The following is a 13,363-nucleotide window of genomic DNA, read 5'->3' as shown; positions in this document are numbered from 1 at the left end:
TCAGCCCTTTATTCGCGATCAGACGCTGTGCACTCGGAGGCACCAGGATTACTGGAGCAGCGAATTTTGCTCAGCAGGCTCATCATCTTGGGATGGTAAACCTCGTCGGCGCCATTTGTGCCATCTCGCAGTTGCAGGCGGTTCTCACGGAACATTTCCTGGTAGCCTTCAATATCTTCGTCCGGAATGCGTACCCATTTTTCCTCGGGAATGGCCGACTCCTGGCGCTCAATGAGATCCATGGCCTGGCCATACATCCCCCAGGCAACCTCACGGGATTTCTGGGCAGTTTCGTCGTTGAATACCTCATCCCGGGCAATGATCTGGATGGTCAATTGCGCCAGCGGATAATCCACGATACCGCCTTTGTCACCAATGCCCTTGTAAAGCTCCAGAGCCTCGTAGGCGAAGGCCGGTGCATAAGCCGTGTCCACCGAACCGTTGTTGAACTTGCCCGCGAAGTTAGTGATATCGGAGGGCACAACGGTCGCCTTTACGTGGTTTACCATGTGAATGGCATCTTTCTGATAATCCAGTGTGGCCATTCGTTTACCGGCAAGCTCACCGGCGGTATCGATGCTGCGATCATTCACGAACAGGTAACCGGCGCCGGCCGGAACAATCCCCAGCACTTCATAATCCCCGGTTTTCATAAGTGGAGCTGCCTTGGGCTGAGCCAGGGTTGCCAGGGTTGTCTTGAGGTCACCGTAGGTAGGAATGGCGCCAACCGCACTGATACTGCCGGTAAACCGGTTGAAAGGGCGGGTACGAAGATCTGTTGCCGCTACCGCATCGCACTGCCCGGAGTTGAAGTCACCGACGGCCACTCCCTCATCCGTGTAAGGCCGCAATTCAAAGTCGACGCCATGGGCCTTCATTTCCAGCGCATAGTCTTTGACCATGTTGTACATATCGCCATTGGCGCCGATCACATCGAAAACACACATTTTGACAGGTGCAGCCGTCACAAAAGGGGCAGCGACAACCAGTGACAGGGCAGTAAGAGATTTGCGGATCATAAACGACCTCCGGGTTTCTTGTGTTTGTTGGCTTTTTGTCAGAGTGGTGGACGCCCGCTACAGCAGGTCGTCCAGATCCATGGTTTCCGGTTCTTCGCCCTCTCGCTCCGGGCTCATGCGGCCAAAATGAGTGCGAGGGGTGCGATAGCCATAGTTGGCAGTCCAGTGTTTATCGGATGAGAACTGGATGACGTCGCGGGCCACTTCGTCCACCAGCTGGAATTCGTCCCATACCACGATGGTGTTCTCGGCCTCGGCAAACCTTGCAATGACGTCTTCAAGCACCTCCGGGCGGCCGAATGTCTCTGCGGCAACGGCCTGGACAGCCATGGAAGCGCGAATTCCGGCCGCCACACCCAAGCGGGAGCTGTCTTCCAGCACTTCCCAGGGATCGGGCGACAGGCTGGGACGGGTATCCGGCAGCAACAGCCAGACCAGGCCGCGAATGGCGTTCGGCAGCCCACCCCACTTCTCGTTGTCCACGCAGGTAGCAGCACGCTCCGCTTGCGGTGCAATGTTGCGTGGCACACCTGCAATGGCTCCGGAGTTGGCATCATTGACGATGGCCTGCATCCCCGTCAGCAAGCCCAACAGGAAGGTGAGTTCTTCCTGGTCGTCAAACAGGAACGGACACTCGAACTCTTCGGCTGCTGGGTCGAAATCGTAGGCTGCCATGGCCCTCTGGTAGGCAATGTAGCGACGCCTGGCAGTCTCAGCGTTCAACCGCTTTGCCTTCTCACGGGCGTCCTTTGCCGCTGGCACGTTCCCGGCGAAATCCGCACGGAGGTAATCAAGCTCCGCTTCCCAGGCCCGGTACTCGGAACAGTTTCCCGCCAACAGCATCAGCAGAGAGCCGGTGCTTTCCGGGGCATCCGTTACCCGGGAGAAGGAATACAGCAAGGGGTCCACGCCCTCACCCAGGGCACAGGCCATTTTGGGATCGGACATCTGCATCACGTAGGGGGTTGCCTCTCCTTCCGAATAACTGGAGAGAACCACCCCCGTGGTCGTGTAGATGGGGTTTGCCGAGCAACCGGCAAGGAGCGTCAACACCAGAAGGGCAACGCCACTGTTGCGAAGGCGCGCGAAGGATTTCACCAGTGGGGAGTTCATAGTTCGTCCTGTCTTACATTGTTTTTATAGGTGGGAGATGACCGGGGTTTATTATCACTGTCTGATCGACAGATACCGTGACGGATAACCCGCTATCAAATCCCCGCTCGCATTTTGACAGGGGCAAGAATGCTGCGAATCTTGTCTGACAAAAATGGCTGGAATGCCGAAATGGTTATGCCGATCAGGCCAATGGCCCGCAGAGACGGGGAAAAATAAAGTTAATATTGATTTAAAACAATAACTTATGAAATTTATTACAATTGACACATTCGTACCAGCACCAGAAATTTCCGGGCCAGGGTCAGCGCCCGGACCCTGCCAGCCCCATCATGGCGACCACCTGTTGTGTCAGGTCATCCAATGTCAGGCCACCATTCGGCCGGTACCAGGTCACCGTCCAGCTCAGTGCGCCAGTCAGCATACGGCGCACCACAAACGGATCTGCAGCCAGCACGCCGTCCTTCCTCAGAGCCTCCAACACATCCAGCCACAACTGCTCGTAGATATCCCGGAGTTCAAGCACGTAGGCACGGGATTCCTCTGAAAGGCTGCGCCATTCGAACACAAGCACAGCCATGGCTTCTCCGGTCTGGCCGTTGATGGACTCCAGCTCTGCACGGACGAGCGCCTGAAGTTTGTCACGATAGCTTGTCGCGGCCTCCATTGCCGCCTGCATCAACGCGGTGTTGAGGCGAATGGTTTCCACCATTACCGCCTTGAGGATCTCCTCCTTGGTTCTGAAGTGATGAAACAGACTGCCGGACTGAATCCCAACTGCCGCCGCAAGGTCCCGAACCGTCGTGCGTTCGTAGCCCTTTTCCCGAAACAGCCGGGCTGCCTCGTGAAGAAGCCGGCCGCGCGCACTGGCGGGGTCGGAAACCAGGTTTTCGGCAATCAGTGAGCGCAGTATCGAGTCGTGATTCACGGTGTTTTCCAGCCAGGGAACAGAAGAACGTCAATTCTATCCTGATTTTGCCTGTTTACAAACCAAGCGCTTGCTTGGTATTGTCAATGGCATCGCTGACAAACTTCGCAAACGACGCCTCAGTTGGCGACTTTGCGGCTTCCGCTTACAAGGTGAAGACATGCCCGATTCCGATCTTTCCAGGCCAGAAACCATCCGCATCGGCTGTTCCGCCGCGTTCTGGGGCGACACCGAAACCGCCGCGGCCCAACTGGTCCGCAAAGGTAATATCGATTATCTGGTGGCGGACTATCTGGCGGAAATCACCATGTCGATTATGGCCGGACAGAAGATGAAGGACCCGAGCCAGGGTTATGCCCGGGATTTCGTACAAACGGTGATGGGACCGCTCCTGGGTGAGATCAAACAGAAAGGTATCCGGGTGCTGGCCAATGCCGGCGGTGTCAATCCAGTGGCCTGCCGCGATGCCCTCCAGGCGCTGTGCAAGGAAGCGGGCGTCAACATGAACATTGCCCTGGTACTGGGTGACGATTTATTGCCCAGGAAGAAGCATCTGACAGACTCTGGCATCACCGAAATGACCACTGGCCAGCCGATGCCGCCAATGATGGTAAGCCTCAATGCCTATCTCGGCGCTCCGGGGCTGGTGGCAGCACTGGAACAGGGCGCGGATATCATTATTACCGGTCGGGTTGCCGATAGCGCTCTGGTGCTGGCGCCGCTGGTGCACGAATTCGGCTGGAGCTGGAACGACTACGACAAATTGGCGCAAGGCAGCCTTGCCGGACATCTTCTGGAGTGCGGTGCGCAGTCCACCGGCGGGAATTTTACCGACTGGGAGGAGGTGGCAGGCGGCTATGCGGATATGGGGTTCCCCATTGCGGAAGTCTCTGACAGCAGCGAGTTCGTCATGACCAAGCCGGAAGACACCGGAGGCAAAGTCTCCCGGGGAACGGTGGCGGAACAGCTGGTCTACGAGATTGGCGACCCGAGGGCCTACCTGCTGCCGGATGTGACCTGTGATTTTACCAACGTCACCCTTGAGGAGGTGGCGGCGGACCAGGTACGAGTCAGGGGAGCACGGGGCATGCCCCCCACGGACAGCTACAAGGTGTCCGGCACCTGGCCGGATGGTTTCAAGTGCACCGTTACCTTCCTGTTAGCAGGCATGAATGCCAAAGCCAAGGCACAGACAGTAGCGGAGGCGATACTGGCAAAGACGTCCCGGATGTTCAGCGCGCGTGGTCTGCCGGAGTACACGGACACCAGTATCGAACTGCTGGGCACGGAGACGACCTATGGTCCACAGGGCCGCATGGGAGACTGCCGTGAGGTGGTGGTGAAGATCAGCACCGCTCACATGAAGAAGGAAGCACTGGTGCTGTTTTCCCGTGAGATTGCCCAGGCGGCGACGGGGATGGCCCCGGGCATTACCGGGATTGTGGGTGGACGCCCGACCGTGTGGCCGAAGATCCGTTTGTATTCCTGCCTGGTTCCCAAGACGGACGTTTCAGTGGCCGTGGATCTGGATGGCAACAGGCAAACGGTGGAAGTGGATACCAGGGGTGGTTTCAAGCCGGGGCAACTTGAAGAACAGGCGTCCGGAACTGCGGCACCTGCCACGGATACGACGGTGCCGTTGATCCGGCTGGCATGGGCGCGCAGTGGGGACAAAGGCGACCACACCAATATCGGGGTGATTGCCCGCAAGGCGGATTTTGTGCCGTTTATTGAGGCGGCGTTGACGGAACTGGCCGTGGCGGAGTGGATGGGCCATACGCTGGACCCAGAGCATGGCCGGGTTACCCGTTGGGCGTTGCCGGGGTTCCATGCGTTCAATTTCCTGCTGGAGCACAGTCTTGGTGGGGGTGGCGTTGCCAGCTTGCGTATTGACCCTCAGGGCAAGGCATTTGCCCAGCAGTTGCTTGAGTTTCCTGTGCCTGTAAGGGCTGAGTTGCTTGACGCTTGATGCCTACAAATTTGGTGCATGCACTCTGGTGGGAAAATTTGTCCGGGACACGCTGTGAATACGTCCATGTACGCTCGACAAAAACATCCATGTTTTTGACGGTCCCGGACAAATTTTCCCACCAGAGCGCCCAGAACTTTTAGAGGATTTCTGACATGGGTTATCGATCGGTTTTTCATCCTGATCTCTTTAAAGATCATATTTTCATTGTGACCGGGGGTGGATCTGGAATTGGGCGTTGCACCGCCCATGAACTGGCTGCGCTTGGTTCGCGGGTTGCACTGGTTGGGCGGAAGGCCGAGAAGGTTGAGGCGGTCAAAGCTGAAATTACCGAGGACGGCGGTGTTGCCTCGGCTCACGTGTGTGACATCCGCGAGGAAGAATCGGTCAAGGCTACCGTGAAGGCCATTATCGAAGAACATGGTGGGCTGAACGGTGTGGTGAATAACGCCGGCGGGCAGTTTCCCTCTCCCTTGGCGAATATTAACCAGAAAGGCTGGGAGACGGTGGTTCGCACCAATCTTACCGGTGGCTTCCTGATCGCCCGTGAGGCTTACACCCAGACGCTGTCGAAAACCGGCGGGGCGATTGTGAATATTGTGGCGGACATGTGGGGCGGTATGCCCGGCATGGGGCATTCCGGGGCGGCCCGGGCGGGTATGGTGAACTTTACCCAGACAGCAGCGGTGGAATGGGGTTGTTCCGGGGTGCGGGTTAATGCGGTGGCGCCGGGCTGGATTGCGTCCAGCGGCATGGACAACTATCCGGAACATATGAAGCAGTGGATTCGCAGCCTGGGGGATAACGTGCCCATCAAGCGTATGGGTACAGAGTCGGAGGTCAGTGCAGCGATCTGTTTTCTGTTGAGCCCCGGGGCTGCATTTATCAGTGGGGATTGCCTGCGGATTGACGGGGCTGCTTCTCAGGGTGGCCGGGTATGGCCTTTCCCGAAGGCGAAGAACAACGAACCTTTCGATGGTTTCCATCGGGCGGTCACGCCTAAAGTTCTGAGTGACGACTGAGGAGCACGCAATGCAGGTACTGGAGTCCATGGTAAATCCCCAGTCCGAAGACTTTCGCGCCAATGCGGAGGTGATGGAAGCCCACATTGCCGCCTTCCGGGATGTGGAGCAAAAGGTGCTGGATCTGGCAGAAGCTGCGCGGGAGAAATTCACCAAGCGTGGCAAGCTGCTGCCCCGAGACCGTATCAACCGTTTGCTGGATCGGGGCACGCCGTTTCTGGAGCTGTGCTCGCTGGCCGGTTACATGATGCACGATGACAAGGACGGCAGCATGTCCGGTGGCGGCATTATTGCCGGCATTGGCCACGTAAGCGGTATTCGCTGCCTGGTGGTCGCCAGTAACAGTGCCATCAAGGGCGGCACCATAACGCCTGCGGGCCTGGACAAGACCTTGCGGCTGCAGCAGATCGCCATGGAAAACAAGTTGCCGGTGGTGTCGCTCTCCGAGAGCGGCGGCGCCAACCTGAACTACGCCACGGATATTTTTGTGCTGGGCGCACGTGGGTTCGCCAACCAGGCCCGCATGTCTGCCGCCGGCATTCCCCAGGTGACCATCGTGCACGGCAACGCCACCGCTGGCGGCGCTTACCAGCCGGGGCTGTCAGACTACGTGATTGTGGTGCGCGAACAGGCCAAGATGTTCCTGGCCGGCCCTCCCCTGCTGAAAGCCGCCACCGGCGAAGTCGCCACCGACGAGGAGCTCGGTGGCGCCCAGATGCACGCCGAAGTAGCCGGTACGGCGGAATACCTGGCCGAAGACGATTCCGATGGTATACGCCATGCCCGCAATGTGCTCGAAGCGCTGCCCTGGAACGAACAGCTACCCCCGGCGCGGGAACCGGAATGGGAAGAGCCGCTTTATCCTGCTCAAGAATTACTGGGCGTGATCCCCAGCGATGCCAAGAAACCCTACGACGTCCGCGAAATCCTCGCCCGCATTGCCGACGGCTCGAAGTTCATGGATTTCAAAAACGGCTACGACGACCAGACCGTCTGCGGCACCATCCGCATTGAAGGCCACTCGGTGGGCATTATCGGCAACAACGGCCCAATCACCCCGGCTGGTGCCACCAAGGCCGCCCAGTTTATCCAGCTCTGCGACCAGGCGGGCACGCCGTTGCTGTTCCTCCACAACACCACCGGTTTCATGGTGGGCACCCACTCGGAACAGAACGGCATCATCAAGCACGGGTCAAAAATGATCCAGGCGGTGGCGAACTGCCGGGTGCCAAAGGTCGCAATTGTTATCGGCGGTTCCTATGGTGCAGGTAACTACGCCATGTGCGGCCGCGGCCTGGACCCGAGATTCATCTTCGCATGGCCCAACAGCCGCACCGCAGTCATGGGCCCGGCACAGGCTGGCAAGGTGATGCGCATTGTCGCTGAGGACAAACAGCGCCGGGGTGGTATGGAGCCGGATCCAAAGACGCTGGACTTCCTGGAACAGGCCACCGCCAAGAAACTGGAAGACGGCTCCACTGCCCTGTTCGGTACAGCGCGGTTGTGGGATGACGGCCTGATCGATCCCCGCGATACCCGGCGGGTTCTGGCCATGGTGCTTTCGGTCTGTCGCGAGGCTGAGATTCGGCAGTTGCGGCCTAATTCGTTTGGCGTTGCCCGCCTCTAGGCGGTCTTAATTATGGTGGTTGGAACCGGGGCGGAGGGCTTCCCAAAAAACGCCCGTGAATACGTCCCTGTAGGGCTCGGTCGCGCCATCCCTGGCGCTCCACGTTTTTGGGAAGCCCTCCGCCCCGGTTCTGGTAGACCGCCAGTTGTCGCGTTTGGCGAGCAGGCTTATCTGGGCAACGGGTCGCAAAAATGTCGGATTACGCCTCCGGCTAATCCGACAAAAAAGAAACAGGAAGCACCAAACTTACAGCCGCCACCCAAGCTTACGGACGTGCACCAACACCAAACAGGCACGAACTAACAACCAGGAGAACAAAAACGTGAAATTCACTGCCGAACACGAAGCCCTCAGAAAAACCGTCCGCGATTTCGTGGAGAAGGAAATCAATCCCCACTGCGACGAATGGGAAGAAGCCGGCGAGTTTCCGATTCACGACATTTTCAAGAAACTCGGCAACCTCGGCCTGCTGGGCATCCAGAAGCCGGAAGAGTACGGCGGCATGGGGCTGGATTACAGCTACAACCTGGTGGCTGCGGAAGAGCTGGGCACGGCCCACTGTGGCGGTGTACCTCTGGCTATCGGTGTTCAGACCGACATGTGCACCCCCGCCATTTCACGCTTTGGCTCCGATGAACTGAAACGAACCTTCCTGGCCCCGGCCATTGCCGGCGACATGGTGGGCTGCATCGGCGTAAGTGAAGTCGCGGCCGGTTCCGACGTGGCGGGAATGAAGACCACCGCGAGGCAGGATGGCGATGATTACGTCATCAACGGCTCGAAAATGTGGATCACCAACAGCCCCAGGGCGGATTTTATCTGCCTGCTGGCCAACACCTCCGATGACAAGCCCCACAAGAACAAGTCACTGATCGTCGTGCCCATGAACACCCCGGGTATTTCCTTCAGCCCGCACCTGAACAAGCTGGGTATGCGCTCGTCCGAGACCGCGCAGATTTTCTTTGACGACGTTCGGGTCCCCCAGCGCTACCGGATTGGTGCCGAGGGCACGGGGTTCATGATGCAGATGTTGCAGTTCCAGGAAGAGCGGCTGTGGGGCGCCGCAAACGTCATCAAGGCCCTGGAGCACTGTATCACCAAGACCATTGAATACTGCCGCGAGCGCAAGACCTTCGGCCAGCCGCTGATCAATAACCAGGTGATTCATTTCCGCCTGGCGGAGCTGCAGACCGAGGTGGAGGCCCTGCGTGCCCTGACCTATCAGGCCTGTGAGCTTCATATTGAAGGTAAAGACGTTACCAGGCTGGCATCCATGGCCAAACTTAAGGCCGGTCGGCTTGGGCGTGAGGTAACGGATAGCTGCCTGCAGTATTGGGGTGGCAATGGTTACATGTGGGAGAACCCGGTGTCCCGTGCGTTCCGGGATGTGCGGTTGGTGTCCATCGGTGGTGGCGCTGACGAAATCATGTTGGGGATTATCTGCAAGATGATGGGGACTCTTCCTGGCAAACAACGCGACTGAGTTTTCAGGCTTTGGTGGAAGAACTGGCAGGTAGGAAGGTAGGGCCGTTTCGAGACACGCTGTGAATACGTCCATGTACGCTCGACAAAAACATCCATGTTTTTGACGGTCCCGAAACGGCCCTACCTTCCTACCCACCAGTCCCCGGACAACGGTATTGGAGTCATTTTTATGGAGAGTTTACCTCACTGCGAAACGCTTCTTCTGGAGAAACAGGGGCCCGCGCTTTTCGTCACCATCAACCGGCCCGAGGTTAGGAACGCCATGAGCCTGAAAATGGTGGCGGAGCTTTCGACGGTGTTCAGCCAGGTTGAGGGCGACAACAGCATTCGCGCGGTGGTTCTTCGCGGAGCCGGTGGCCACTTCTGTGCTGGCGGAGACATCAAGGACATGGCCGGCGCCAGGGGGCAGAAACCCGCCGAGGGCAAGGAGGATCCGTTTTACCGGTTGAACCGGGCGTTCGGGCAGATGATTCAGCAGGTGAACCAGTCGTCGAAGGTGGTGATTGCAGTCACCGAGGGCGCCGTGATGGGCGGAGGCTTCGGACTGGCCTGTGTGTCGGATGTGGCGATTGCAGGTCCGTCTGCCAAGTTCGGGATGCCGGAAACCACCCTGGGGGTGATCCCTGCGCAGATTGCTCCGTTTGTGGTAGAGCGTATCGGGCTGACCCAGGCGCGGCGGCTGGCGCTGCTGGGTTTGCGGGTGGATGCCAATGAGGCTTGCAGCCTGGGGATTGTTCATCAGGTTGCGGAGTCCGAAGTCGAGATTGATGAACTGCTGGGTTATGCGGTTGAGAGGGTTCGCCAGTGTGCTCCCAACGCGACGGCAGAAACCAAGGCGCTGTTGCACCGCGTCGGCCATGAGTCCATGAGCGGCCTTCTGGACAGCGCCGCGGAGAAGTTTGCCGAGGCGATTCGCAGTGACGAAGGTTCTGAGGGGACTCTTGCGTTTATGCAGAAGCGGTCGGCTTCTTGGGTTGCTTCTGAGTGACGTTTTTTAGGCTTTGGTAAAGGAGCGGGGTTGACCAGGCTTTCCGGGACACGCTGTGAATACGTCCCTGTACGCTCGACAAAAACATCCATGTTTTTGACGGTCCCGGAAAGCCTGATCAACCCCACCCCCAAGCACTGTGCAAAACGCCCATAAGAAAAAACAGGCATGCAATTACAAAAGTTGGAAGGAGCTTTGGTGGGCGGGCGGCCCTGGTTCAGGACCCTAAAAAACATGGATGTTTTTTAGGAGCCTACATGGACGTATTCACGGCGTGTCCTGAACCAGGGCCGCCCGCCCACCAAAGCGGATAACCACCCAACCATGAGACCAGCAAAAATGCTAAAAAAGCTCCTGATAGCAAACCGAGGCGAAATCGCCGTACGGGTGATCAAAACCGCAAAGTCACTGGGTTACCGCACTGTAGCGGTCTATTCAGAGGCAGACGCCAAAGCCCTGCATGTGGAGATGGCCGATGAGGCGGTTTGTATTGGCCCGGCTCAGGTGTCGGCCTCGTATTTGAAGGCTGAAGCCATTATCGACGCAGCGATGAGGACCGGGGCGGATTGTGTGCATCCCGGGTATGGGTTCCTGTCGGAGAATTCGGGGTTTGCCAGGGCCTGTAAGGACGTCGGGCTGGTGTTTGTGGGGCCTCCGGAGGCCGCTATCGAGTTGATGGGCAGTAAGCGGCGGTCGAAAATTGCGATGCAGGAAGCCGGAGTACCAGTGGTGCCCGGATTTGAAGGCGACAATGCAAACGACGAGGAGCTCATCGACGCTGCCAGGGCTATCGGTTACCCGCTGATGATCAAGGCCTCCGCCGGCGGGGGTGGCCGGGGCATGAGGCTGGTGGAGAAGGCGGAAGAGCTGGCCGACAACATTCAGCGGGCCCGTTCAGAGGCGAAGCAGGCCTTCGGAGATGGCGAGCTGATTCTGGAGAAGGCGGTTATTGAGCCCCGCCATATCGAGATTCAGGTGTTTGCTGACCAGCACGGTAATGCAGTTTATCTGGGTGAGCGGGACTGTTCCGTTCAGCGACGACACCAGAAAGTGGTTGAAGAGGCCCCCTCGCCATTCGTCACCCCCGAACTTCGCGAGGCCATGGGCAATGCAGCGGTCAAAGCGGCACTGGCCTGCGGTTACGAAGGTGCCGGTACCGTCGAGTTCCTGGTGGACAAGGACCGCAATTTCTATTTCCTGGAAATGAACACCCGCCTGCAGGTGGAGCACCCGGTAACCGAGCTGATTACCGGCCAGGATCTGGTGGCCTGGCAGCTTTCCGTGGCAGAAGGCTTCCCACTGCCACGGACACAGGACCAGATCCAGCTGAACGGCCACGCTATCGAAGTGCGCCTGTACGCGGAAGACCCGGCCAACGGGTTCACGCCGCAGACCGGACCATTACACCAGTTCCGGCCCGCGGAAGGCGAAGGGTTGCGTTTTGATACGGGTGTTCGCTCCGGCGATTCCGTAACACCCCACTACGATCCCATGCTGGCTAAAGTAGTGGCCTGGGGAGCCAACCGCAACGAGGCCCGCCGCCGGCTGTTGCGGGCACTGGAGGACACCACCGTATTTGGTGTGACCACCAACCGCTATTTCCTCAGCCGCATCCTCGCAGACGACACCTTCGGGGCTGGGGAGGCTACCACGGCGTTCCTGCAGCAGGCCTTCCGCGACGACCCGTCCCTGGCTCCGAAAGACATCAGTATTCGCGAACTCGCCCTGGCCGCCTGCGTTTTCAGCCATGGCATTTCAGGCCCCGGTGACGCTCGTCATGACTCAACCACTTCCTGGAGCAATGCGCCGGCGACGGTCACGCCCATGAAACTGGAGACCGGGGACAAAACCCTGGAACTGCTGGTGCGTCGGGCCGGTAGTCACTTCACCGTGACATTGGGTGAAGATCAGTACGAGCTCGACCTTGAAAGCATGGGCGCTGGCCTGTTATGCATTATCGACAGGGGCGTTCGTCAACAATGCCAATACCACCGCCGGGGCGATCACCTATATTTGCAGGCGTCCGGAGAGGCGGTGTCGTTACGTGACGTCACCCACCAGCCAGCCAGCGGCACCGCTGCCAGCGGCAGTGGCCAGATCAAGGCTACCATGGACGGCGCCATCATTGATGTTCTGGTGCAGGCCGGCCAGGCGGTAAAACAGGGCGATACCTTGGTGATCCTAGAGGCCATGAAGATGGAGCATCCAGTGAAGGCAGACCGCGATGGTACCGTGGGTGAGGTGCTGACAACCAAAGGCGATCAGGTAAAACGCAGCCAGTTACTGGTGGACATCACTGCTGCCGATGCCACCTCAGAGGAGGCCGGACAATGAGCAAAATGCACAACAGAACCGTTTTTATTACCGGCGGCAGCCGGGGTATCGGCCGGGCCATTGCCCTGGCCTGCGCCAGAGAAGGCGCCAACGTGGTGATCGCGGCCAAATCCGACCAGCCACACCCGAAACTACCGGGCACAATTCACAGTGTGGCGGAAGAAGTATGGGAAGCCGGCGGAAAAGCCCTGCCCCTGGTGCTGGATGTGCGGGACGAAAAGCTGGTACGCCAGCGCGTAGAGGAAGCCGCAGACCACTTCGGCGGTATTGATACCCTGGTGAATAACGCCGGCGCCATCAAACTGAGCGGCGTGGAAAACCTCAAGGCCAGCCGCTATGACCTGATGCACCAGGTGAACGCCCGCGCGGTATTTATATGCAGTCAGGCGGCGTTACCCTGGCTTAAAGAGTCGGACCGGGCCCATATCCTGAGCCTGTCGCCGCCCCTGAACCTGGACACCCGGTGGTTTGCCCAGTATGGGCCTTATACCACCACAAAATACGCCATGACCATGCTGAGCATGGGTATGGCCGAGGAGTTCCGGCGCTATGGCATTGCGGTGAACACGCTCTGGCCGAAAACCCTGATCGCCACCGCCGCCATCGAGTTTGAAGTGGGCGGCCCGCAGATGATGGCCCAGGGCCGCAAGCCCGAGATCATGGCAGACGCCGCCCTGAGCATTCTCAGCCGGTCCGCCGAAAACATGACCGGTCAGTCAGTGATTGACGAGGATGTACTTCGAGCTGATGGCGTCACGGATTTTGAACACTACAGGTACCAGGCCGGCGACAAACCGCTGATGCCTGACCTGTTTCTCGATTAGCTCCGGCGTCATTTGTTGTCCCGGGGCACAAACGAATAACAACGTTAAACACTG

General features: G+C 58.6%; 10 protein-coding genes. 7 read left to right on the top strand and 3 right to left on the bottom strand.

All coding sequences use genetic code 11. The annotated features are described in order from the left end of the window. Positions 1-8: 8 nt before the first annotated feature. The 3 genes from ABJM11_RS03210 to ABJM11_RS03200 form a co-directional block, all read right to left on the bottom strand. A complete protein-coding gene (locus ABJM11_RS03210; protein WP_348295836.1) occupies positions 9-1,019 on the bottom strand; it encodes a putative solute-binding protein in 1,011 nt (336 codons plus the stop codon). Between the two features lie 57 nt (positions 1,020-1,076). Further along, positions 1,077-2,132 carry a hypothetical protein gene (locus ABJM11_RS03205; protein ID WP_348295837.1) on the bottom strand — a complete coding sequence of 352 codons (1,056 nt, stop codon included), beginning with the start codon at positions 2,130-2,132 and terminating at the stop codon, positions 1,077-1,079. 304 nt (positions 2,133-2,436) lie between these two features. Then, entirely contained in the window at positions 2,437-3,060 is a 624-nt protein-coding gene (locus ABJM11_RS03200; protein ID WP_348295838.1) for a TetR/AcrR family transcriptional regulator, read from the bottom strand. 160 nt (positions 3,061-3,220) lie between these two features. Here ABJM11_RS03200 and ABJM11_RS03195 point away from each other — a divergent pair, with 160 nt between their 5' ends. The 7 genes from ABJM11_RS03195 (at position 3,221) to ABJM11_RS03165 (ending at position 13,309) form a co-directional block, all read left to right on the top strand. Beyond that, positions 3,221-5,029 (top strand): acyclic terpene utilization AtuA family protein, encoded by a 1,809-nt coding sequence (locus tag ABJM11_RS03195; RefSeq protein WP_348295839.1) that lies wholly within the window; start codon positions 3,221-3,223, stop codon positions 5,027-5,029. Between the two features lie 155 nt (positions 5,030-5,184). Then, on the top strand, positions 5,185-6,051 hold the full coding sequence (locus tag ABJM11_RS03190) for an SDR family oxidoreductase (protein WP_348295840.1): 867 nt from the start codon (positions 5,185-5,187) through the stop codon (positions 6,049-6,051). Between the two features lie 10 nt (positions 6,052-6,061). Next, complete coding sequence (locus ABJM11_RS03185) at positions 6,062-7,678, top strand: acyl-CoA carboxylase subunit beta (RefSeq protein ID WP_348295841.1); 1,617 nt, start codon at positions 6,062-6,064, stop codon at positions 7,676-7,678. Between the two features lie 322 nt (positions 7,679-8,000). Continuing rightward, positions 8,001-9,161 (top strand): citronellyl-CoA dehydrogenase, encoded by a 1,161-nt coding sequence (atuD, locus tag ABJM11_RS03180; RefSeq protein WP_348295842.1) that lies wholly within the window; start codon positions 8,001-8,003, stop codon positions 9,159-9,161. A 171-nt stretch (positions 9,162-9,332) separates the two neighbouring features. Further along, positions 9,333-10,151 carry an enoyl-CoA hydratase-related protein gene (locus ABJM11_RS03175; protein WP_348295843.1) on the top strand — a complete coding sequence of 273 codons (819 nt, stop codon included), beginning with the start codon at positions 9,333-9,335 and terminating at the stop codon, positions 10,149-10,151. Positions 10,152-10,490: 339 nt separating this feature from the next. Further along, positions 10,491-12,485, top strand: coding sequence for an acetyl/propionyl/methylcrotonyl-CoA carboxylase subunit alpha (locus tag ABJM11_RS03170; protein WP_348294687.1), 1,995 nt, complete (start codon positions 10,491-10,493; stop codon positions 12,483-12,485). Then, entirely contained in the window at positions 12,482-13,309 is an 828-nt protein-coding gene (locus tag ABJM11_RS03165) for an NAD(P)-dependent oxidoreductase (RefSeq protein ID WP_348294688.1), read from the top strand. Before ABJM11_RS03170 ends, ABJM11_RS03165 begins: the two co-directional genes overlap by 4 nt. The last annotated feature ends 54 nt before the right edge of the window (positions 13,310-13,363 follow it).

The sequence above is a fragment of the Marinobacter sp. genome, assembly GCF_039977835.1.
GTDB lineage: Bacteria > Pseudomonadota > Gammaproteobacteria > Pseudomonadales > Oleiphilaceae > Marinobacter.
Note: the sequence above shows the minus strand (reverse complement) of the source record. Positions and strands in the feature narration are given on the sequence as shown.